The sequence below is a fragment of the Francisella halioticida genome (assembly GCF_002211785.1).
GTDB lineage: Bacteria > Pseudomonadota > Gammaproteobacteria > Francisellales > Francisellaceae > Francisella > Francisella halioticida.
On the sequence record NZ_CP022132.1, the window covers coordinates 962,302 to 984,491 of the forward strand.

Here is a 22,190-nt window from a genome sequence, read left to right on the forward strand (position 1 = left end):
TAATGATTTCTGTTATTTTTTGTTTTGTTATTGTAGGTGTTTTGGCAGGTATTTTATCAGTATTATTTGGTTTTGGTGGGGGTATTATATTAGTCCCAGCTGTTGCAATGTATATTTCTGTTTACGAACCAATATTTACATCTAACTCTATGCATATTGCTGTTGCAACTTCTTTATTCGTCATGCTATTTACTTCATTAAAAACAACATATGTCCATCATAAAGCAAATAATATAATTTGGAATGTTGCTCTAAAATTAAAGTTAGGACTAATCATAGGAACTATTTTAGGTGCTGCTATTGCTAGTTATCTTTCTAGTGTTTTATTAAAGATTTTATTTATTATATTTTTGATATATTCAATTATTAAATTGATATTAAAAATGTTAAGTAACCTAAAATCTAAAGTTAGTGAAAGCAATCGTAGTGAAAATAAGCCATCATCTAAACTATTGTATATTTATGGTTTGATAACAGGTTTTGTTTCGGTTGTATTAGGTATTGGAGGAGGCATAATTATTGTCCCTTTCTTGAGAGAGCGTAACTATAAACTTACATCAGCAGCAGCAATTTCGTCGGTTTTAATACCTTTTTTAGCACTTTTTGGAGCAATTTCATATATTATAGTTGGTTATGGTGATTCAAATTTACCTAGTTATTGTTTAGGTTATATTTATTTACCTGTAGCTATTAGTAATCTAATTGGTTCTTTTATAGGTGTATCAATTGGTGTCAAACTATCACGTATAGTTTCTAATAAAATACAGGATTGGGTTTATCTAATAGTTATTGTTGTAATTTTAATACTTATGATTCTTTAGGTTTTGTAAAAGCTAAAATATAAAATAAAGGAGCATTTATAAGAGCTATTATGTATTTTATAATTAATGTTGAAATAATTATTTCGAAAGCATTTTTTATAGGTAAAATTCCAGCCAAGGCAAATCCATATGTTATAAGAGTTGTATCAAGTATTTGAGAGATTAAGGTTGAACCTGTGTTGCGAAGCCATAACCACTTTATATCTGAACTATAGCTCTTTATTTTTGAATAAATAAGTACATCAAAAAGTTGGGATATTAAGTAAACACAATTGCTAATTATTACAGCCTTTAATGCACCACCATTAATTGAGAAAAATAAATTAAAGGCTTGATTTGTTTCTTTGTAAAAAGAGTCGTTAATAGCATTAAATAGGGTTGCTATAAACATTAAAAGTACAAATGATAAACCAAAAAATATTGATTTGAGTACTGCTTTTCTAGCTTCTTGCTTACCATATTTTTCATTAAGTAAGTCATTAGCAGTGAAAATACCACCAAACATTACATTGCCTAGGGTTGCAATTATATGAAATCCAGCGATATCATACCCAATGCCTTTATTAACCTGTATATTTGCTGCTATAACGCTGATAACAATAAATATATACAGTCCTTTTTTGCCAAAGAGTTTATAAGATAGAAATAATATAAAGAAATCTATAAATGTAAATAAGATTAAAATATCAAAATTGCCCATTTGTTTTTACCTTTAGTTTTGTTTACCCTGGATAGTTACGAACAGGGGATCTAAAATCTGCTATAATATAACAAAAGTATTTATTAATGACAAATTTATATTTGGGGGTGACAGCATGCGCTTTGCTCATGTAATGTTAAGAGTTAAGGATTTAGATAAATCTGTAGATTTTTATACGAATATACTAGGTATGAATGTACAAAAGAAAATGGATAATTCTGAGTATAAATATACTCTAGTGTTTCTAGGCTATGGTGATATTACTAGTGATACAGTTTTAGAGCTAACATATAACTGGGGTGATCATAAATATGATCAAGGTAATGCTTTTGGACATTTATGTATGCAAGTAGAAGATGTCTGTAAAGCTTGTGATGCTGTTAAAGCGAAAGGAGGTATTGTGACTCGTGAAGCTGGTCCTTTAAAAGGAGGAACTCAGATTATAGCCTTTATAAAGGATCCGGATGGTTATCAAATAGAACTTATTGAAAAAGCTTAATGAATAATACCGTGAATGTAAAAGATATATTAAATATTATTATAATTAGAGGTTATTATAGTAAAGGTGACTCTGTTGTACATGTCGATGTTAATGGTATAAAAGTTAAGGTGACTACTGTAGCTTTAGGACGTCCAGTCTTTGTCAAAAGAAAGCTAAAGCGAATTATAAATAAGTATAAAATAAGTTGTAAGAACTATGACTTGGTTTATGCGATCTCTATGTCTGCAGGAATATCATCATTGATAGATGAAGAGTTGTATGAAAAGTTACATTTAATTACGCCATTTTTTATTCATCATAAAACAATGCGTGTGCTCAGAAAAGCTAGACTTAAAAAGATGCTTGGAGCATATTTTCTATTACTTATGAATGGTAATCTAGGTAAATTCAATGAAAATATTAGAGTTACTCTTACAGAAAACGATACTATTGTTGATAATAAGTTTTTTGAGAGTACTTGGGGTAAAGTGAACCTAATTAAGAATCTGGATCATACCTTAAATGATGAAGTAATTGAAGAGATTATTAAAAAAGATATTCAGCTAATCTCAAAAAACAATTAGCAATTCTAATAATTTATAACTATATAAAATTCTAAGAAGATATAGAATGTTTATTATTTTTTTATAAATTATGGCAAGAAAAATAAAAGCCTATCTCATATATAATGTCCCCAGAAAAAGCTACTGATTTTAGAAAGATTTTTATTCCTAGATGTTAAACTTAACTAGATAAATTAGGAAATAGATAAATGAGTAAAAAAAGAGTAACGTATACAGCTGATTTTAAAGCTAAAGTAATTATAGAATTGCTAGAAGGCGATATGACAGTTAATGAGATAGCAAGTAAGTATGATTTACTTCCTAAAAACGTGCATAATTGGAAGCAGCAATTTTTATCTAATGCTTGCTTAGCATTTGATAAAAGCTCTGTTGTTAAGGAGTATAAGCAGGAAATAGATGAGCTTAGAAAAGATAAAGATGCAACAAGTAAAGAACTAATCGAGGTAATAGTAGAGAGGGATTTTTTAATGGGAAAGCTAAAAAGCTTGGTATCATCAAATGATAGAGTAAACTCTGTAGATACTAAGCTAGAATTATCTTTAAATAATCAGCTTAAACTATTATCTGTATCTAAGAGTGTGTACTATTATACACCAATATCAAAATTTAGTAGTAATGATGATATTAAACTATTAAATGCAATAGATTTGATACATACTAAACATCCATATTATGGTACGAGAAGGCTAGTAAAGTTGCTAAATAGATTAGGATTTCTAGTTGGAAGAAAGCTAATCAAAAGTGCTATGGAATTCATGGGTATTAAGGCATTGTATCCTAAAAAAAAGACAACTGTCATTAATAAGCAACACAAGAAATATCCATACTTACTTAATGTATTTAAAAATGAGACGAATCAGGTTGTTATAGATAAAGCTAATAAGGTATGGAGTGCTGATATCACGTATATTAGACTAGAATGTGGGTATGCATATTTAGCAGCCATAATAGATTGGCATAGCAAGAAAATACTAGCTTGGAAGATTTCTAATACTATGGATACACATCTAACAACTAGTGTGTTAAAAGAAGCGTTATTTAAATATGGTAAACCTGATATCTTTAACTCTGATCAAGGAACTCAATATACAGCAAAAGAGCATATTAAAATAATATCTGATAATAAAATAAATATATCTATGGATGCTAAAGGAAGATCTATAGATAATATTGCAATTGAGAGATTTTGGAGAACACTGAAATATGAAAATGTTTATCCGGCATCATATATAACTATGAAAGAGGCTAAAGTAGGTATCAAAGAATATATTGATATTTACAACAATGAAAGACTACATTCTAGTATTGGATATATGACTCATGATGAAGTATATTCTGGTATTTTAGATGCTGCATAAAAGCAAGGAATAAAAATATTTTATAAAGTGGTATTGAATAACAGGGACAGTTTATAACATTTCATCGAAGTTGAATAAATACACACTTATTCCAGAAACTATAACTAAACTGTTATCAAAGATAAAAATTTTACGATGATTTCTATAATTAATATAATTACGTAAAGGGTTCGTAAGTATTGGCATAAAAAATACTATCTCTGCACCTAAAATACGTAAATCTCGAAATATTTTTTTATTGTGTAAATAAACGTGGAATGAGCCAAGAGAATTAATCATCATTTTTACTTCTATGCCTTCTGCAGCTTTTTTTTCTAGTGCATTTATAACTAATCTGGAAGTAGTATCATTTTTAAGTATATAAGTTTGAATATATATACTTTTTGTTGCAGAATTGATTGCTTTCATGAATGCTTCAAAAGATTTAACACCATCAGTATATATTTCAAAATGGTTGTACATACTAAGTGTTGGCAAGTCAAGGTTCAAAAAAGTGTTAATAACATTTTTAGGCAACTCTTGACAATAATTATTAGTTAACAATTTTTTTCAAAAGCGGATGAGCTATTTATATTTATAGTTTTTTTCTGCCAAAACCTACGTCTATCTTTACGTTGAAATATAAAGAAAAAAGGTATTGCAATATAAGGAATAAATAGTATTGCTAAAAGCCAAGCTATAATATTAGAAGCTCATTTTTATCTACGATAAGTTTTAAAACTACAAATATAGTAAAAATTTGGCAAATAAATAGAATAAAGTTTGCTTCTAGTACGTATATTAATCCAGATAGAAAATTATCCATATTTTTATAATATTTGAAGCTAGTAACTAAATTTTAACATATTGCTAGTAGATCTATATAGAAATGTTCTTGCATGATTTATTAGTAAGGATTAAAACAAGCAAAGAAATAATTATCACCACTAAGATTAAATACAATGGTGTAAGCATAATCCCTTTAGCAATGCCAAAGCTAGCTATAGCAAGAAAAGCACCATTAAAAATAATTATAGCTAAACCCTAAGCCACTAGCTCGAACACCAGAACTAAATAGCATACTTGCATAATTTGTTGCTACACCAACTATTAATCCCATAAAAATACTATTAATTAGTATAGCTACCATTAAATAACTAGAGTGATTCACTATAGCATAATAAAAGACACTACCAGATACTAATAGGCCTATAGCACCTATTATAAGTATTATATAAGCACCAAATTTATCTACTAAATAATCTGCTGGTATACATATTATAGAAAATATAAATAGATTTAGTAATATTAAATTAGAACTGTTCGCTGTTTTATTAAGAGTAAAGTATGTAGTTAAGAAAAGAGAGAAAAATCCAATTACTATAGCTAAGATTGAAATTGCTGATATAGCACGGATTACCTGTCTTTTTTCTGTCTGTAAAAGTTTTAATAGCGGTATTTTATGATATTTTTCTTGGTTTAAAAATATAGCCGTTTCATTAATTTTTTTTCTGAAGAAATAACTAACTATAGCCGCTATACCACCATGCTTTATTAATGATTCTTTAACAAAAACTACAGCACTAGGAATCTCTCCTCCTATAGCAGCTCCTTGAATTATACGAAATATTACAAATAAAAGAGTTGTTGTTATTCCAATAGTTTTGTAAGAAGGAAGTAGTGCTATTAAAATTGAACTTGCCCCCATTAAAATATGGTTAATAAAAAAGATTTTTTTCGTCCATATCTATCACCTATATGACCAAAAAATATTCCTCCCAAAGGTCTAGCAAAATATCCTACTGCAAAAACTGTAAATGCAGATAATGCAGATAATGCTTGTGAACCTTGAGCTGTAAAAAAATGTTCTCCTAGCGTTATAGCAAAAAAGCTAAAGATAACAAAGTCATAAAACTCTAGCATTCCACCTATACTAGTAAGCAAAATGGTTTTAAAATCATCTTTTTTAAGCATATTTAATCAAGTATAATTAAATTCAAATCAAACATTATAATAATTAAAATTTAAAAGCTAGTTTTTTATGAAAAAAGTAATTAAAAGGGTAGTCCAGAAAGGGCAAAAACTCTTACCAAATATTAAAAATATAATTTTAATAGCATCTGGTAAAGGTGGAGTAGGTAAGTCAACAGTTACAGCAAATTTAGCAGTAGGTTTCGCAAAAATGGGAGCTAAAGTAGGAATCTTGGATGCAGATATTTACGGTCCAAGTCAACCAACACTTTTAAATTTAAAAGAAAATCCTCAAACAACAGATAAGAAAAAAATTATTCCTCTTGAGCGTTATGGGGTTAAAATGATTTCTATAGGGAATCTTATAGATTCTGAGTCTGCCGTTATTTGGCGAGGACCAATAGTTTCTCGAGCATTGATGCAACTTTTAAATGATACTAACTGGGGTGAGATAGATTATTTATTTCTAGATTTACCACCAGGAACAGGTGATATCCAGCTTACAATTTCTAAAAATATGCCTGTAACAGGAGCTGTAATTGTAACCACTCCACAAGATTTATCTTTGATAGATGCTAGACGAGCTATAGCAATGTTTGAGAAGGTTAGTATTAAGACATTAGGAGTTATAGAAAATATGAGCTATTATATTTGTCCAAAGTGCGGTAATAGTGAACATATTTTTGGTGAAGATGGCGCACACTTACTATGTGGTAAGAACAATATTGAATTTCTTGGTAATTTACCTTTGCATAAAGATATTCGTGAAAATGCTGATCATGGTAAACCTTATGTAAGCCTAAGCAAAGATGATAATATTAATACAAGCTACATGACAGTAGCAGAAAATATGTTAAATGAAATTGAGAAGCTACCTAAAGCAAGTAGTTTGGACTCTATTGGTGTTAAATTAGAAAATTAAGAGAGAAGAAATGTCTATAAAATCAGATAAATGGATAAAAAAAATGTCCCAAGGCCATGCAATGATAGAACCCTTTGAGGCTGGACAAGTTAAGCTTGCTAATAATGAGAGAATAGTTTCTTATGGTACATCAAGTTACGGTTATGATGTCCGTTGTGCAGATGAATTTAAAATTTTCACAAATATTAACTCTTCAATAGTAGATCCTAAACATTTTGATGATAAGAACTTTGTTGATTTTAAAGGTGATGTTTGTATTATTCCCCCTAATTCATTTGCTCTTGCGCGGACTGTTGAAAAGTTTAAAATTCCTAGGGACGTTTTAGTTGTATGTTTAGGTAAGTCAACTTATGCTAGATGTGGAATTATTGTAAATGTGACACCTCTTGAACCTGAGTGGGAAGGTTATGTAACATTAGAATTTTCAAATACGACTCCTTTACCAGCTAAAATATATGCTAATGAGGGCGTTGCTCAAATGTTATTTTTCCAATCAGATGAACAGTGTGAGACATCATACGCTGATAAAGGCGGGAAATATCAAGGCCAAGAAGGTGTAACACTTCCTAAGTGCTAATTTATGATATTTGTACAACTCTAAAAATTTGTTTTTTTAGTTCACTTTCTAAAGAAGGGTCTTCAGGGTATTTTTCCAATAATGGTAAAAAAATTGACTCACCTATCACAGATCTTTTAGTATTATCTTTATCTTTTAATCCCCAAACTTGCTGATAAGTTGCAGGGACTATTTGTTTTGGATTATAGGGATTAGAAGTTTTACCTATATATAGCATGACATGACCTTTTATGTATATGAAATCTAAAAATGGTCGTGATTTTGTTAATAATACTTTTGTACGTTCTTCAGGAGTTTTTTGGTCAAGGTTTATGAAATTGTATGCTTTAAGTTGACCTTTAGAATTTCTTGGTAGCCATATTCCAAAAGCTTGGTATATAGCTCTTAATTCAGATGAGCAGTCATTATAAAAATATTGATTACCCCAGCCATAAGGATAACCTTGAGTCTCTCTAATTATTTTAACGAAGTTTCTAGGAGTTGTTAATATTGGTATTTCTGTAGCATCATGCTTGATTACTTTTCCATCTATAAAAGCTAAATCATTTGTTTTTGTTTGAGTAGGAAGCAATACTCTATAGTAATTTTTATCATTAGCTAGTACTGGTAATATTGTTCCAGGGTATGTATTTTTTATAAATTCATTATCTAGATTAAATACTGGTGTCTCAAAACGTCTAATAGAAAGTCTACTTTTTATAAAAGAACTTTTCCAAACTTTTACCTGACTACTTGAAATTTTGGAGATGCTGTTTGATTTTACCCAAGCACAAAAAGAAGAACTGAGGATCAAATACCATTTTTTATCTTTTGAGGTTGAGATAATATATACAGCCTCACCAATATTTAATGATGAAACATTAATATTACTAAAAGGGTATCCCTGTCCAGGAAGTGTAAAATTTAAAAATAATGGCTTATCATAAGGGGCAGAATATCCTATTGTTGTTCTTGTAATTATAGCTTTATTATTATTGTTATATTTATTTGAATTATTTATGTCATCAAAATTTATATTTTTAATAATGTTTTGATATTCATGGCTAGTAAAAAGTCTAAAGTTTTCTTTATAAATTTTCTCATCATCAGGCAATTTACTATTATTGATATTATTAATTTGATTAGTAAGCCATTCTTTTAGGCTATTTTGTTGCCTATATTGTTTATAAAATGATTCTGACCATGGAGAATCTTTTCCTACTGAATGAGAGATTAATTTTTTAAGAAGTTTATCTTGTTGGGATTTAGTTAATAAAGGTTTATTATAACCGTCCTCAGATTTTGAGATATAATAATGAGCATTCTGTGAATATTTAGATAAATCAAACATCTCAATCGGTACATTTACTGCAAAACATAATGATGTATTTAATATAAACAATACTATAAAAGTTGTAAAATATTTTAACTGCATTAAACAAAATTTCCTTTTAAATTAAATTTATTTAAAAATTCTTCCTGTAATTGCTTGGAAAGCCTTTAAATCGAAGATATGTAAACTAGCAAATATATAATCAAAAATATTTGCCTGAATATTTTCATAATTTACCCAGTTTGTATCATTTGTGAAAATATATAACTCAACTGGTAAACCTATTTCACTAGGTTGTAGCTCTCTAATTAAAAAAGTTAAGCCAGTATGTATTTTTGGATGGTTACGCAAGTAATTTTCAATATATACTCTAAATAAAGTTATATTTGTTAATTTTTCATTTTTCTTACTAGCAATAAAATCTTGTAAAAGAGGTTCTTTTGTTAGAGTTTCTAGCATTTCTTCATTACAAAATTTAATAGTATCAATATCAATATTCACAGAACGTTTAATTCTACGTCCACCAGTTTCAACCATTCCTCGCCAGTTTTGAACACTATTATTAATAAGCGTATATGTTGGAATTGTAGATATTGTTTTATCAAAATTACGTATTTTTACAGTATTAACAGAAACTTCCATAACATCTCCATCAACACTTGCAGATGGAATAGTAATCCAATCACCAACTCTTACTAAATCAAGAGCAGCGACTTGAATATTTGACACAAAACCTAGTATTGTATCTTTAAAAACTAACATTAACACTGCTGATAAAGCACCTAAACCTGTTAAAAAAGCAATAGGAGATTTATTTAGTAGTTGTGAAACTATTAATATAAAAGCCACAAAATATAGTATTATTTTGATTACTTGAGCATAGCTTTTTAAAGAATGTTGCTTAAAATAAGGAAGTTTTTGAAAATAATTAAAAATAGCATCTACAAAAGATATACAAAATAAAATTATAGTTAAAGTTATATATATTTGTGCAATTAACTGAATAGTATTAACTAAATTGATTGTCCAGACATGCTCAGAATTAGTGCAAATGTTTATAGCTAAATAAATGAGTAGTCCAGGTCCAATATGTGATAGCCTGTTAAAAACTTTATATTTTATTAATACTTCTCCTAAATCAGGACCAAGCTTTATTACAAATTTATTTACAATTGTTACTATATATTTCTTAAGAATTTTATTAATGATCCATGCACAAAACAGTATTATTAAAAAGATTGTTAAAAAACTTAATATTCCAGCAAGCCCACTATATTTATTAAGCATATTGGCATAGAAATCTTTTAATTGATACATATTAAGGTTTCCTTATAGTTAAATTCATATTCTAAATATATTAGATTTACTAATATATTAAATTTTAGGCTGTGTGTTTTTGTGATAACTTATTAGGGGTTTTACTCGGTAATAATGCTGCAATCTGAGTAACAATTCTTGGTACTGTATTTGTTTGAAGATAGTTGAATATCCTATCAGCTTGATAGTTTTGAGCTAATTGAGTACCAGAGTTTGATTGCCAGAACTGTTGTGCATCAATTGTATTATCTGGTATAACAGGAGTTTTGTTATTAGGTTTGACAACATTATATGTAACTCTATAATATAGTTGGTAAGTATTATTTGATGCTCCACCTACTACACTTGTTAGTTTTGTATCCTCTTTAACATCTTGTATATTTACTATATAATCTGCATTCTTATCATCATTTACTATTATAGCTTTATATGCTTTTAAATTCCTTTTGATATTGTTAGAAATAGAGTTATGGTTATTACTCTCAATATAAAATTTTGTACCAACTAAACTGCTAAAATTTCCAGCATCTGTGCTTGTAGCACTAACAACTCCTCGAGGATGGAGGAAGCCACATGAACCTAGTAAAAAAACGAATATTAAAATTATATACTTTCTCATTTTCAAATCTCTTTATTTAACTACTATATTTATAAGTTTTTGTGGTATATAAATTATTTTAATAATTTGTTTACATTCAATAAATGCTTTAACATGCTCATCTTCTAAAACATAATTTTCAATTTCTGTTCTAATTAATGATGCATCTAATTCTAATTTCGCTTTTAGCTTACCATTTATTTGAACAACCAATAAAAACTCATCTTTAACTAAAGCTTTTTTATCAACTATAGGAAACTCCGTATGTAAAATATTATCACCTAAATTAAGATTTTGCCATAAATAGTGGCAAATATGCGGAGTAAATGGGGCTAATACTCTTAGTAAAATACTATATCCTTCAGTTTTAACACCATCACAAAGGTTATCATAGTTATTTAGAGTATTTAGAATTTTCATACAAGCAGAAACTACAGTATTAAATTGACTTTTATCAAAATCAAAAATAGCTTGCTTTAAGTTTGAATATATTTCAAAACGAGTTTTTTTATCTTCTTTTACTAATTTATTTATATCAATACTTATTTTTTTTGATAATGCATCTTTGTTTTGTTGAGCATAATTAAATACTTTACGTAAAAATTTATTAGCCCCTTCAACTCCTGTTTCTGACCACTCTAGAGATTGTTCAGGAGGTGCTGCAAACATACTGAATAGTCTTACAGTATCAGCACCATACATATCTATTAATTCTTGGGGATCAACTGTATTACCTTTAGATTTTGACATTTTTGCGCCATCTTTGAGAACCATACCTTGAGTAAGTAAGTTACTAAAAGGTTCATCAGAAGTTATTAAGCCTTCATCACGCATCAATTTATAAAAAAATCTTGAGTATAATAAATGCATAATCGCATGCTCAATACCACCAATGTACTTATCTACAGGTAACCAGTAGTTTGCTTCTTCACTTAGCATCTTAGTAGCAGTAGGGCAGGCATATCTTGCATAATACCACGAGGACTCAAAAAAAGTATCAAAAGTATCAGTCTCTCTTTTTGCTTGAGAACCACATTTAGGACATTTAACATTTAAGAAACCGGGCATATCTTTTAATGGAGATCCAGCTTCTGTAAGAGTTACATCTGTAGGCAATTTAACAGGTAGATTCTCTTCTTCTTCAGGAACTACACCACAATTATCACAATGAATCATTGGAATAGGACAACCCCAGTATCTTTGGCGGGAAATACCCCAATCATGGATTCTGAAGTTTGTTGTCTCAACCCCTTTGCTATTATCAAGAAGATATTTTTTTATTGCTTGATAAGCTTTTTTGAAATTCAAGCCATTAAACTCATCAGAGTTTATTAAAATACCTTTTTCTGTAAAAGCCTCTTTCTCTAGATCAACTTTTAATTTTTTATCATTAGAATCAATAACTTGTTTTAAAGCAATATCATATTTTTGTGCAAATTCCCAATCTCTTTGATCATGGGCAGGAACAGCCATTACAGCACCTGATCCATAGCCCATAAGTACAAAATTTGCTACCCAAACATCTATTATTTCATTAGAGATTGGATGAATTACTTTTATAGCTGTTTTAAAGCCTTTTTTCTCTTGTGTAGCTAAATCGGCTTCCATTGTTGAAGATTTCTTACACTCTTTAATAAAATTTGCTAACTTAGGATTCGTTTCTGCTTCTGCTAAAGCAAGAGGGTGCTCAGGAGCTATACCAAGATAGCTTACTCCCATTAAAGTATCAGGACGAGTTGTAAAGACCTCAATATCTTGATTAGAACTTTTAATCTTAAATTTAACTGTTATTCCTTTTGATTTACCAATCCAATTTGTTTGCATAGTCTTTACAGCATCTGGCCAATTATCTAGTTTAGATATATCTTTTAAAAGTTCATTGGCATAATCAGTAATCTTTAAAAACCACTGGGGTATGTCTTTTTTCTCAACTAAAGCTCCAGATCTCCAACCTCTACCATCTATAACTTGTTCATTAGCTAAAACCGTCTGATCTACTGGATCCCAGTTTACTATTGAGTTCTTACGATACGCTAACCCCTTTTTATAAAGTTGGATAAAAAACCATTGCTCCCATTTATAGTAATCTTCATCACAGGTAGCAATTTCTCTTGACCAGTCAAAACTAAAACCTAAAGAATCAAGCTGTTTTCTCATATGAGCAATATTGCTTTTTGTCCATTCTGCGGGAGATCTCTTATGCTTAATAGCAGCATTTTCTGCAGGTAGACCAAAAGCATCCCACCCCATTGGATGAAGGACATTTTTACCTTGCATTTTTTGATAACGGGCGATAACATCACCGATAGTATAGTTTCTTACATGGCCCATATGTAAGGTACCACTTGGATATGGTAGCATTGATAAACAATAGAATTTTTCTTTATTTTTATTTTTTACAGCTTTAAAAGAATTATTTTCACGCCAGTAATTTTGAGATTTTTGTTCTATTTGACTAAAGTTATATTCACTCATTTAGATATTTGATTCCAAGTATATAATTTATTTACTAAATTTAATTGAATAATTTTATGTGAAAATAAAGAAAATATCTAGTTATTAAACCTATTTATACAGTTATATATTTGTAATCTTACCTAACTATTTAGGGGTTGATTTTATAGTACTAAGGTTTCTTATTTACCTCATCCAAAACCTTATACTCAATATTTTTGAGTAATTGGTAGGCATATTTTTACTAATTCTTTTAGAATTTTCAATATATCGTTATTTTTATAGATTAAGAATTTGTGAGGTAAGCTTTGAAATCACCAATTTATTTTCTTTTTAGGAACCCATTTATCTAAAAGATTCTTATATTTTTTCTCTAGAACTTCTTTAGGAGGTAGTTCAGGTAGTTTTGAATACAAATCTGCTTTTTGGAAAGCTTTTAATAAAGGAAGCAGTAACCAGTCTTTTTCATTAGCAAGTTCTTGATATGCTAATCCACCTGTTTGGGGTGTGTGCCATGGATAAAAAGAATGATAACGAAGAAGATATAATCCTTCATAAGGTATGTCACTACCTTGTTCAAAAACTTTATAAACGTATTCATCATGGCCAAAGCTCATATTAACATTATCAAAACCACATTCTTTTTTATATTTTCCATAATCAGTTTCTGATTGTGAATCATATTTATCATAGTTTTTAGAATTTTTAATAAATTCTTTATGAGAAAAAACATTTGCACTAGCAAAAGGACAAGCAACGGGGTATGTATCACCAACGGTTGACCATTGAGGTAATTCTCCATATTCTGGTAAAGTCATGATTTTACCTAAGTCATGTACAAAACCAACTAGTGGAAACCAGGACCAGTCTTTAATATGACCATATAAGTGATTTAAACTTTGTTTTTCAGAATAAAAATCTTGCCAAACTTTAGGAATACTTTGCCATTCATGATCTCTAAATAAAGATCTAATTAATGCATTATCTCTAATCTCAGTATTATTTTTTAAAAATTTATTTTGACATGCTTCGGCTGTTTGATAAGCATGTTCTATTTGTGGTAGATCATTATCTGGATCACTTTCATCATGAACATTTTCAAGAAGTTTAAATACCTCATAGACATCCATGTTTCCAAGCTCAAGCTTAAAGTATTTTTGTTTCATTTGAGCAACATAATCAGGATTTTGATTGATATGCATTTCTCTATAAGTTCTCTCTACTCGATCTTGAAACTTACTGTCAGTATAGTTACGAAATTCACCAAATGTATTTTCAGCTGTTTGAGACACAATATTTCTCCTTTAAAATTAATTTGTAAAACTATAATCATCTTTGCCTAAATATCTTGTAGGAACACCTTTATTAAGATTATTTTCAATAGTTTCAAGATGTATGCCTTTAGTCTCTGGAACAAAGAAGTATGTAATAACAAAAGCTAAAGCTGCGATACAAGCATATATCCCAAAAGTAAACGAAATACCTAAGCTTGTCAATATAGTTAAGAATGTTGCAGCAACTACAAAATTAGCTAACCATTGAATAGATGCAACAAAGCTCATAGCAGATGCTCTTACATTTAATGGGAAGATTTCTGATATGATTAACCAGAAAAGAGATCCTACACTTATACAGTAACCGACAATATATACTAATAAACACGTTAGAGCCAGTATAGCAGTAGCCCCACTTGTAACATTGTTTAGTAAATAGATCATGCTAAATAAACTTAGTGCTGCCATGGCAGATCCAATTAGTAAAAATTTTCTTCTACCTAATCTATCAATATATATAATAGTAATTATTGTTGCAACAAAATTTACAATACCTAGAGACAATGTCATTAGAATTTTAGTTTCAGCTCCGTGGAAACCAATATTTAACATGATGTATGGACCATAATACATAACAGTATTTATACCAAAGAACTGTTGGAATATACCAAGCACTAAACCTATATAAAGAACAGGACGAACTTTTTTGCAAAAAATTGCTGAAAATTTTAGTCTATTGGAGTTTTCTAAGTTATTTTTAATAGCAGATAACTCTTCTGTAATATCATGTTCAGTTTCTCGAATCTTAGCTAAAGTCTCATAGGCTTCATGTTTCCTACCTTTAGAAAATAGCCATTTAGGTGAGTAAGGCATAAAACACATTCCTATAAATAACATGATAGCTGGAATTAATCCTGTTGCTACCATAGCACGCCAACTACCATTACTAGTAAAATAGTAATCAACAAGAAAGGCTATAACTTGTCCACCAGTAAGAAATGCTCCATTCCAAAGTACTAAAGAACCTCTTTTAGATGCTGGAGCAACTTCTGCAATAAATAAAGGAGCTGCGTATGAAGCAATACCTATAGCTGCACCAAGCATAAATCTACCAAATATCAAAGTTTCTATATTTGGGGCTAACGATGCTATTAAAGTTCCAACTATAAAAAGCAAACTTGTAGCAATCATAGCTTTTTTGCGTCCAAATTTATCTGTAAAGTAACCACTTATAAGAGCACCAAAGAATGCACCTAAAACGCAGAAGCTAACAACTAGCTCTAACTGCCAGTGCTCGGCTGAAAATTCTTTCTGGACAAAGGGTGTTGCACCAGCAATAATAGATGTATCAAAGCCAAATAATAATCCACCTATTGCTGCTACAGCAACGATTATAATTACATATACCTTAGCTGATTTTTGTTGAGATTGCATTTTATTATTTCTCTGTAATATTTATATTAAATATTTTAATAGATTGAGTGTAAGTTAAATCATAAGCAATATCTAAAGCATCAGTTTTAGATATTCTACCTAAAAGAACCATCTCAGCTAGGTATACTGCATCAATACGCCTAGCAATATCATGTCTAACTGGTATAGAAAGTAGGGCACGTGTATCATCTATAAATCCTGAACAGTTATAAAAGCCTGCAGTTTCTGTTACAGCATGGCGGAATCTTTTCATTCCTTCAGCGGAATCATTAAACCACCATGGCGGACCTAAGAAAACACTAGGATAGTGTCCTGCTAAAGGGGCTAATTCACGTGAATAAGTTGATTCATCCATAGTAAATAATACAGTTTTAAAATTTCGATTATTTCCTACTTTGCTTAGAAGAGGGTATAAACCATTTACATAGTCACATTTAAGTGGAATATCACAACCTTTATCATTACCAAATTTTCTTTGAATTCTTGTATTATGATTCCTAAATACTCCTGCGTGAATTTGCATAACAAGTCCATCATCTGTGGCCATTTTTGCCATTTCTGTAAGCATTTGACCACTAAATACTTGTTTTTCTGTAATTGTAGCAGTATTGGAAACTACTTTTTTAAATAAGTTACGACGCTCAGTTTTATCTAAATCATAAGTGTTTGGAACTGTAACACCATGATCAGAAGCAGTAGCGCCATTTGTTTTAAAGAATTCACGTCTTTCTGCTAAAACCTTAATAAAATCATCATATGAGTCAATTTTTGTATTAAGTTTTTTAGCTAGTTTTTTTATATTTTTATGTACTGGGTGTAGCTCTGGCTTTGTAACACTATCTGGGCGAAATGTAGGTATTACCTGGCATTTAAAATCTGAATTAGCAATATTTTTATGATGAACTAAATCATCAGCAACATCATCAGTAGTTGCAATGGCTTTTATATTAAATCTATTACATATTTCACGTGGGAGGAATTCCTTTTGTTTTAAACAATTATCAATATGCTCATATAGTTCATCGGCGGTTTCAGGAGTAAATGATTTGTTATAATTAAATACATTTTTTAACTGAGCATCAAACCATAAACCAACTTGGGTACCTCTAAATAAATACCAATTTTCTGCAACTTTCTGCCATATTTTTTTAGGATCTGTTTCAACATCTTTACTATCTTTTCTTGTGATACCAAAATCCTCTAACCTTAAGCCTTGAGAATAAAACATTCTAAAAATATAATGATCAGGTTTTATAAGAAGTTCGACTGGATTTTCAAAATGCTTATTTTCATCAAACCATATAGGATCAGTATGACCATGAGGACTGATTATTGGCAGGTTTTTGATATGTTGATAAATTTCAAGAGCTAAATCCCTTGTTTGTTTATCTACAGGCATTAATACGTTATCGCTTAACATATGTTTTCTCCTTTAATATTAACGATGAACTTCCTATTGCAATAATATTCTCTTGATCTAAATATTCTTGTTGGTTTTGGGAGTTAATTCCTCCAGTTGCACAGAATTTTACATTAGGGAATACTGAGTTATAATTTTTTAAAACCTTAATGCCACCAAATGTTTCTGCTGGAAAAAACTTAATTGTATTAAAACCATAGCTCATTGCCGTCATAATTTCAAAAGGCGTTATAGCACCTGGTAAATACTTAAGATTGTGTTCACGAGCAAAATTTAGCAACTCATTATTACTACCAGGAGAAACGTAAAAGTCAGCCTCAAGAAATCTTGCTTTTCTAAATAGTTCTATATTTGTTATAGTCCCTATACCTATAATCAAATCATTATTATACTTAATTACTTCTTCAATAATACTTAAAGAGTTAGGAGTTCTAAGAGTAAATTCAACTATGTTAAATTTTTTTTCTCTTACTTTTTTTAAAATAGATTTCGCTTGTTCAATAGTGTCTGCAGAAACTACTGGTATTAGGGGATTATTTTTAAGTAACTCACATGTTGGCATTTGTTAGCTCCTTTAACTTATTTATATACTTATCTGTATCTTTTTTATCAATTATTGCACCCTGATGTTGTATGATTTCAGCAGCAAAAATTTGGGCAAAATTAATACTTGCTTTTAAACTTATATCATTAGCAAAAGCTGCTAGAAAAGCTGCATTAAAACTATCTCCAGCTGCAGTTGTATCTACAGGAGTGACTATTTTTTTAGCTTTTATTAAGCTAATTTGATTTCGGTATTGTAGTACAGTAGGGTTCGTACCATGTTTTATGACAACTATAGGAATATTAAAACTATTATATCTATTAAGAGTTTGTTGATAGTTAGAGGCATTAAAAAGAAGTTCTTCATCATCAAATGTTGTTAGAACTATAGTCACATATTTCAAGATTCTATTTAAATATACTCTTGTTTGCTCTTTAGATTGCCAACATTTTGGACGATAATTTAAATCAAAAATAATTTCTTTATCATTACCTGAGTTTCTAAAAGCTTTTAGCCAATTAGCAAATATTTCTAGTTGTTTATCATCCCACCTAGAAAGAGATATACCAGAAAAGTATAGGTATTTGTGCTCTTGATCATATTGGTTTAAATCTTTTGTTGCTAAATGATAAAAAAGATCTTTAATAGGAGCTTGCTCTCGCCAATAGTAAAAACTTCTTTCGCCTTGGTTATCTGTTTGGATAGCATATAAACCAGGAACTCTCTCCTTTATTTTTAAGATCTTTGATGTGTCAATATTCTCAGTATTCCAATGAGATATCATTTGATTGGAAAAATTATCATCTCCTAAAGCTGTAAGAAAAGAAACTTCGCCATCTAGCCTTGCATAATATAATGCTGTATTTAAAACATCACCACCAAAGTTTAGCTTAGCTTGAGAGCCTAGCTGGATTTGACCGCTAATCTCAAGCATACACTCTCCAATAGCTAAAAGTTTATTTTGACTCATTTTCTAGTTCTCTTTTAACAGCATATGCAACACCACGAACCTCAGCAAGACCCTTCATACGACCAATACATGAATATCCTGGATTAGTTTTTTTATCTAAGTCTGAAAGCATTTGCTGTCCATGATCTGGGCGCATATATATTGGTTGTGAATCTTTTTCTATTTTTAGAATTTCTTTTATTAAAGCATACATGTCTGTATTTCCACATAGATGCTCAGCTTCATAAAAACTACGATTATCTGGATTAAGAGCAACATTTCTTAAATGTGTAAAGTATATACGTCTACCAATTTTTTTAGCCATAAGGGGGAGATTATTATCCCATCTTGAGCCTAATGAACCAGCACAGAATGTTATGCCATTAGCCATAGATGGTATATTTTTAAATAGCCAATCATAATCTTCAATAGTGCTAATAATTCTAGGTAAGCCAAATAGTTCAAATGGCGGATCATCAGGATGTATAGCTAATTTAGCTCTGACTTCTTCAGCCACCGGTATTATTTTTTTAAGAAAATAGATTAGATTTTCACGCAATTTTGCTTGATTGATATTTTTATATTCATCAAGAGCTACCTGGAATTGTTCTAATGAAAAGCTTTCCTCAGCACCCGGTAAGCCTGCAATCATATTGCTTGTAAGTTTTTCTACTTCAGCATCAGACATACCCTTAAAATATTCTTTTGCTTGAGAAATCACATTAGTCTTATAATCTTTTGCAGCATTTTGTCTTTTTAAAATATGAATATCAAAAGCTGCAAATGCAATCTCATCAAAAGATAAAGTTTTTGCACCTTTAGAAGTTTGTTTACCAAGATCTGTACGAGTCCAGTCTAATACAGGCATAAAATTATAAATAATTAATTTAATACCACATTTAGCTAAATTACGAATATTTTGGCAATATATATCAATATATTCATCACGTATAGATTTACCTTTTTTAATATCTTCATGTACAGGAATACTTTCTACAACTGACCAAGTTAAGTTTGTTTTTCCAAGCTTAGCAGAGTTCTCAACTTCAGTTTGTCTTTTTTGAATCTCTTCTACAGTCCATACTTTACCATTAGGTATATGGTGTAGGGCTGTTACAATATCAGTAACTCCAGTTTGCATAATATCTTCAATACATACAGGGTCATTTGGACCAAACCAACGCCATGATTCTATCATCTTATTCTCCTAGTTTAGTAAGAGTTTTTATAACACCATCTTTATTAATATCATTAATAAAAAATACTATTTTTTCTTCTAATTTTTTATTTATTGCAATTTTATCAGGAAATATACTTTTTAATGATAAAAAGCTATTAACTATATTTTTATATTCATTGTTATTTTGATATATTGCCCTGTAATCATTTTGTAGTGGATCATTAATTTCTAAAGCTTTTCCATACTGATCCTTACCACTACAGAATAATATCCATCCAGCTAAGCCTAATGCCAAAATATCATAATTTTGATGATTTTCTGAAAGATACTCTAAAGATCCTAACCACCTTTGAGGAATCTTTTTAGAGCCATCCATAGCTATTTGTTCAGTTTTATGTTTTAGGTGAGGATTGGCAAATCTATGTAGAAGTTTATCAGCATAGGTTGAAGTTGAGACCTCTTGTGGTAAACCATCTACTATAGGTGCAGTAATTTCTAACATATATTTTCTAATAAAATTATAAAATTCAGGTTTAGATATAACTTCATCTACTGTCTTTAAGCCTGCGTAAGCTCCAATGTAAGCTATCAAACTATGGCTACCATTTAACATAGTTAATTTTAATTTTTCAAAAGGCTCAATATCTTTAACAAATTCAACACCAGCTTTTTCTAGAGCAGGGCGGTTATTTGCAAAATCATCTTCAATTACCCATTGAGAAAACTCTTCAGTTGCTACAGCAGAAATATCTTTTTGGCCAATAATATTCTCAATATTTTCTATTGTCTGTTGTGTAACAGCGGGAACGATTCTATCTACCATAGAGCTAGGAAAGCTTACATTCTTGGATATCCATGAGCTTAGTTCATTATCTAGCTTGTTTACAAATTCAAGAATAGCTTTTCTTAGAATCTTGCCATTATTTGGCATATTGTCACAACTTAGTAGAGTAATAGCTTCAGAATTTTCTTGCCAGCGCTTATATAACCCTGCAACTGTGATTCCTATGGCAGTTTTTGGAGTTTTAATATTATCTAAATCATAGATTATATCAGGATTTTCAAAGTCTAACTTTTGAGTTGATAAATCAACATAATAACCTTTCTCTGTTATTGTGTAAGTGATTATCTTTATATTCGGGTCTGAAATTTTAGCAATTAAGTTTTGAGACTGGCCATTACCAGCAAAATAAACATCTTTTAATGCTCCTATCACAGTATTTTTAGTTTCAGCCTCATCATTCGCTGATAGTGTATATAGGCAGTTATCTGCTCTTAGAGCATCTATTAATTTTTGATTAGTTCTAATAGTACCACTTACATAACCCCAATTTAAAGCATCTTGGTTACCTGTATTAAGTAACTTATCAATATAAAATACTTGATGAGCTCTATGAAATGCTCCTATACCTATGTGTAACATACCTTGTTTTAAATCGTCACGATTATAGCTTGGTAAACTACAATTTTGTAATTTTTGAAGATTAAGCATTATATTCTAAATCCTTGTTTATATTGATTATTTGAGGTTGAGTAATTTTGAAATTTTCATGACCCTCATACTGCCAACTAGCATACAGTTTAGCATTTTTATTTGTAAGTTGAATATGTAAAACACCACTTTTATTGTTTAAATATTCCATAGTTTCACCATCGTCTAAATATATTTGATGCTGTGTTACTTCATCTTTTAAAGAAGGATAAACCTTGTACACTAAATCTTGCTCAAAATCATTAAATTGGGCTTTTGATTTATTGATAACAATTACACTTCCCTCTCTAACAAAGATAGGAATGCTTTGTATATTAACATTTAAATTAATCGTTCTTCCACCTTCGTAAACTTCTCCGGTATAGTAGTCATACCAATTAGTGCTTTCTGGTAAATAGATTTCTCGAACTCTTTGATGTTTTTCTAAAATATTTGCTATCAGTAAGTCACCAATCATAAAGTCAGGATTTTCTTGGAGGGTTTTAGTATCTGATTCAAAATCATAAAAAGTTGGCTTTATAATGGGCTTAGCACTTTTATGAGCCTGATAGCATAGTTGATAAATATATGGAACTATCTCATTACGTAAATCAAAAGCCTTTTGTATAGTTTCTAAAGCTTCTGGATACATCCAGGGATGTATTTACTGATTTATCATCATTCCATGAATGAATTGTAAATCTAGGATAAAATATGCCGTGTTGAATCCAGTGAATTAATAGTTCAGGCTCTGGAGCAGGACCACTAAACCCTCTATAATGTCCCCAGAAAAAGCTACTGATTTTAGAAAGATTTTTATTCCTAGATGTTAAAGTTAACTATA

22 protein-coding genes and 1 pseudogene are annotated in these 22,190 nt (G+C 29.9%); 6 read left to right on the top strand and 17 right to left on the bottom strand.

The window, feature by feature from the left end; all coding sequences use genetic code 11:
* Positions 1-2 precede the first annotated feature (2 nt).
* Positions 3-821 carry a sulfite exporter TauE/SafE family protein gene (locus tag CDV26_RS05225; RefSeq protein WP_088772387.1) on the top strand — a complete coding sequence of 273 codons (819 nt, stop codon included), beginning with the start codon at positions 3-5 and terminating at the stop codon, positions 819-821.
* Here the strand turns inward: CDV26_RS05225 and CDV26_RS05230 are convergent.
* Complete coding sequence (locus tag CDV26_RS05230) at positions 808-1,521, bottom strand: queuosine precursor transporter (protein WP_088772388.1); 714 nt, start codon at positions 1,519-1,521, stop codon at positions 808-810. The genes CDV26_RS05225 and CDV26_RS05230 overlap by 14 nt on opposite strands.
* Positions 1,522-1,636: 115 nt before the next feature.
* Between CDV26_RS05230 and gloA the strand changes: the two genes are divergently transcribed.
* The 3 genes from gloA (at position 1,637) to CDV26_RS05245 (ending at position 3,944) form a co-directional block, all read left to right on the top strand.
* Positions 1,637-2,020 (top strand): lactoylglutathione lyase, encoded by a 384-nt coding sequence (gene gloA, locus CDV26_RS05235; protein WP_088772389.1) that lies wholly within the window; start codon positions 1,637-1,639, stop codon positions 2,018-2,020.
* Between the two features lie 11 nt (positions 2,021-2,031).
* The gene (locus tag CDV26_RS05240) at positions 2,032-2,586 is read left to right on the top strand and encodes a hypothetical protein (protein WP_088773456.1); all 555 of its coding nucleotides are present in this window, start codon (positions 2,032-2,034) and stop codon (positions 2,584-2,586) included.
* A gap of 188 nt (positions 2,587-2,774) precedes the next feature.
* Positions 2,775-3,944, top strand: a complete 1,170-nt coding sequence (locus CDV26_RS05245) for an IS3 family transposase (RefSeq protein ID WP_088772390.1) — start codon at positions 2,775-2,777, stop codon at positions 3,942-3,944.
* Between the two features lie 81 nt (positions 3,945-4,025).
* Here CDV26_RS05245 and CDV26_RS05250 read toward each other — a convergent pair.
* From CDV26_RS05250 to CDV26_RS13025, 3 genes and pseudogenes are all read right to left on the bottom strand, one after another.
* Positions 4,026-4,749: pseudogene (locus CDV26_RS05250) on the bottom strand (phospholipase D-like domain-containing protein); the annotation flags it as partial.
* Positions 4,750-4,944: 195 nt separating this feature from the next.
* Positions 4,945-5,631 carry an MFS transporter gene (locus CDV26_RS13020; RefSeq protein ID WP_245806518.1) on the bottom strand — a complete coding sequence of 229 codons (687 nt, stop codon included), beginning with the start codon at positions 5,629-5,631 and terminating at the stop codon, positions 4,945-4,947.
* A complete protein-coding gene (locus CDV26_RS13025; RefSeq protein ID WP_245806519.1) occupies positions 5,631-5,897 on the bottom strand; it encodes an MFS transporter in 267 nt (88 codons plus the stop codon). The genes CDV26_RS13020 and CDV26_RS13025 overlap by 1 nt, the downstream gene beginning before the upstream one ends.
* 67 nt (positions 5,898-5,964) lie before the next feature.
* On the opposite strand from CDV26_RS13025, the gene CDV26_RS05260 reads away from it, so the two are divergent.
* Together CDV26_RS05260 and dcd are read left to right on the top strand one after the other, a co-directional pair.
* Positions 5,965-6,816 (top strand): Mrp/NBP35 family ATP-binding protein, encoded by an 852-nt coding sequence (locus CDV26_RS05260; RefSeq protein WP_088771659.1) that lies wholly within the window; start codon positions 5,965-5,967, stop codon positions 6,814-6,816.
* A 10-nt stretch (positions 6,817-6,826) separates the two neighbouring features.
* Positions 6,827-7,393: a dCTP deaminase gene (dcd, locus tag CDV26_RS05265; RefSeq protein WP_088772391.1), complete on the top strand. Its 567-nt coding sequence runs from the start codon at positions 6,827-6,829 to the stop codon at positions 7,391-7,393.
* A 1-nt stretch (position 7,394) separates the two neighbouring features.
* Here dcd and CDV26_RS05270 read toward each other — a convergent pair whose 3' ends face one another.
* The 13 genes from CDV26_RS05270 to CDV26_RS13830 all read right to left on the bottom strand — a co-directional run bounded on the left by CDV26_RS05270 (position 7,395) and on the right by CDV26_RS13830 (position 22,149).
* Positions 7,395-8,807 carry an SH3 domain-containing protein gene (locus tag CDV26_RS05270; protein ID WP_088772392.1) on the bottom strand — a complete coding sequence of 471 codons (1,413 nt, stop codon included), beginning with the start codon at positions 8,805-8,807 and terminating at the stop codon, positions 7,395-7,397.
* Positions 8,808-8,834: 27 nt separating this feature from the next.
* The gene (locus tag CDV26_RS05275; RefSeq protein ID WP_088772393.1) at positions 8,835-10,022 is read right to left on the bottom strand and encodes a mechanosensitive ion channel family protein; all 1,188 of its coding nucleotides are present in this window, start codon (positions 10,020-10,022) and stop codon (positions 8,835-8,837) included.
* A gap of 64 nt (positions 10,023-10,086) precedes the next feature.
* Positions 10,087-10,647 carry an LPS assembly lipoprotein LptE gene (locus tag CDV26_RS05280; protein WP_169709717.1) on the bottom strand — a complete coding sequence of 187 codons (561 nt, stop codon included), beginning with the start codon at positions 10,645-10,647 and terminating at the stop codon, positions 10,087-10,089.
* Positions 10,648-10,653: 6 nt separating this feature from the next.
* Entirely contained in the window at positions 10,654-13,095 is a 2,442-nt protein-coding gene (gene leuS / locus CDV26_RS05285) for a leucine--tRNA ligase (protein WP_088772395.1), read from the bottom strand.
* A 293-nt stretch (positions 13,096-13,388) separates the two neighbouring features.
* On the bottom strand, positions 13,389-14,366 hold the full coding sequence (locus CDV26_RS05290; protein ID WP_088772396.1) for an inositol oxygenase family protein: 978 nt from the start codon (positions 14,364-14,366) through the stop codon (positions 13,389-13,391).
* 18 nt (positions 14,367-14,384) lie between these two features.
* Entirely contained in the window at positions 14,385-15,782 is a 1,398-nt protein-coding gene (locus tag CDV26_RS05295; RefSeq protein WP_088772397.1) for a sugar porter family MFS transporter, read from the bottom strand.
* A gap of 4 nt (positions 15,783-15,786) precedes the next feature.
* Positions 15,787-17,202, bottom strand: coding sequence for a glucuronate isomerase (uxaC, locus tag CDV26_RS05300; protein ID WP_088772398.1), 1,416 nt, complete (start codon positions 17,200-17,202; stop codon positions 15,787-15,789).
* Positions 17,189-17,764: a bifunctional 4-hydroxy-2-oxoglutarate aldolase/2-dehydro-3-deoxy-phosphogluconate aldolase gene (gene eda / locus CDV26_RS05305; RefSeq protein WP_088772399.1), complete on the bottom strand. Its 576-nt coding sequence runs from the start codon at positions 17,762-17,764 to the stop codon at positions 17,189-17,191. The genes uxaC and eda overlap by 14 nt, the downstream gene beginning before the upstream one ends.
* Positions 17,751-18,716: a sugar kinase gene (locus CDV26_RS05310; RefSeq protein WP_088772400.1), complete on the bottom strand. Its 966-nt coding sequence runs from the start codon at positions 18,714-18,716 to the stop codon at positions 17,751-17,753. The genes eda and CDV26_RS05310 overlap by 14 nt, the downstream gene beginning before the upstream one ends.
* Positions 18,703-19,893: a mannonate dehydratase gene (gene uxuA / locus CDV26_RS05315; RefSeq protein ID WP_088772401.1), complete on the bottom strand. Its 1,191-nt coding sequence runs from the start codon at positions 19,891-19,893 to the stop codon at positions 18,703-18,705. The genes CDV26_RS05310 and uxuA overlap by 14 nt, the downstream gene beginning before the upstream one ends.
* Position 19,894: 1 nt before the next feature.
* Positions 19,895-21,367 (bottom strand): mannitol dehydrogenase family protein, encoded by a 1,473-nt coding sequence (locus CDV26_RS05320; RefSeq protein WP_088772402.1) that lies wholly within the window; start codon positions 21,365-21,367, stop codon positions 19,895-19,897.
* Positions 21,360-21,998, bottom strand: coding sequence for a TIM-barrel domain-containing protein (locus CDV26_RS05325; protein WP_245806520.1), 639 nt, complete (start codon positions 21,996-21,998; stop codon positions 21,360-21,362). The genes CDV26_RS05320 and CDV26_RS05325 overlap by 8 nt, the downstream gene beginning before the upstream one ends.
* A complete protein-coding gene (locus CDV26_RS13830; protein WP_338029171.1) occupies positions 21,958-22,149 on the bottom strand; it encodes a TIM-barrel domain-containing protein in 192 nt (63 codons plus the stop codon). The genes CDV26_RS05325 and CDV26_RS13830 overlap by 41 nt, the downstream gene beginning before the upstream one ends.
* Positions 22,150-22,190 lie beyond the last annotated feature (41 nt).

Excerpts from the sequence above, each read along its gene's own strand:
- CDV26_RS05225 (WP_088772387.1), top strand. The coding sequence starts at position 3 with ATGATTTCTGTTATTTTTTGTTTTGTTATTGTAGGTGTTTTGGCAGGT.
- CDV26_RS05230 (WP_088772388.1), bottom strand. The coding sequence starts at position 1,521 with ATGGGCAATTTTGATATTTTAATCTTATTTACATTTATAGATTTCTTT.
- gloA (WP_088772389.1), top strand. The coding sequence starts at position 1,637 with ATGCGCTTTGCTCATGTAATGTTAAGAGTTAAGGATTTAGATAAATCT.
- CDV26_RS05245 (WP_088772390.1), top strand. The coding sequence starts at position 2,775 with ATGAGTAAAAAAAGAGTAACGTATACAGCTGATTTTAAAGCTAAAGTA.
- CDV26_RS13020 (WP_245806518.1), bottom strand. The coding sequence starts at position 5,631 with ATGGGGGCAAGTTCAATTTTAATAGCACTACTTCCTTCTTACAAAACT.
- CDV26_RS13025 (WP_245806519.1), bottom strand. The coding sequence starts at position 5,897 with ATGCTTAAAAAAGATGATTTTAAAACCATTTTGCTTACTAGTATAGGT.
- CDV26_RS05260 (WP_088771659.1), top strand. The coding sequence starts at position 5,965 with ATGAAAAAAGTAATTAAAAGGGTAGTCCAGAAAGGGCAAAAACTCTTA.
- dcd (WP_088772391.1), top strand. The coding sequence starts at position 6,827 with ATGTCTATAAAATCAGATAAATGGATAAAAAAAATGTCCCAAGGCCAT.
- CDV26_RS05270 (WP_088772392.1), bottom strand. The coding sequence starts at position 8,807 with ATGCAGTTAAAATATTTTACAACTTTTATAGTATTGTTTATATTAAAT.
- CDV26_RS05275 (WP_088772393.1), bottom strand. The coding sequence starts at position 10,022 with ATGTATCAATTAAAAGATTTCTATGCCAATATGCTTAATAAATATAGT.
- leuS (WP_088772395.1), bottom strand. The coding sequence starts at position 13,095 with ATGAGTGAATATAACTTTAGTCAAATAGAACAAAAATCTCAAAATTAC.
- CDV26_RS05295 (WP_088772397.1), bottom strand. The coding sequence starts at position 15,782 with ATGCAATCTCAACAAAAATCAGCTAAGGTATATGTAATTATAATCGTT.
- uxaC (WP_088772398.1), bottom strand. The coding sequence starts at position 17,202 with ATGTTAAGCGATAACGTATTAATGCCTGTAGATAAACAAACAAGGGAT.
- eda (WP_088772399.1), bottom strand. The coding sequence starts at position 17,764 with ATGCCAACATGTGAGTTACTTAAAAATAATCCCCTAATACCAGTAGTT.
- CDV26_RS05310 (WP_088772400.1), bottom strand. The coding sequence starts at position 18,716 with ATGAGTCAAAATAAACTTTTAGCTATTGGAGAGTGTATGCTTGAGATT.
- uxuA (WP_088772401.1), bottom strand. The coding sequence starts at position 19,893 with ATGATAGAATCATGGCGTTGGTTTGGTCCAAATGACCCTGTATGTATT.
- CDV26_RS05320 (WP_088772402.1), bottom strand. The coding sequence starts at position 21,367 with ATGCTTAATCTTCAAAAATTACAAAATTGTAGTTTACCAAGCTATAAT.
- CDV26_RS05325 (WP_245806520.1), bottom strand. The coding sequence starts at position 21,998 with ATGTATCCAGAAGCTTTAGAAACTATACAAAAGGCTTTTGATTTACGT.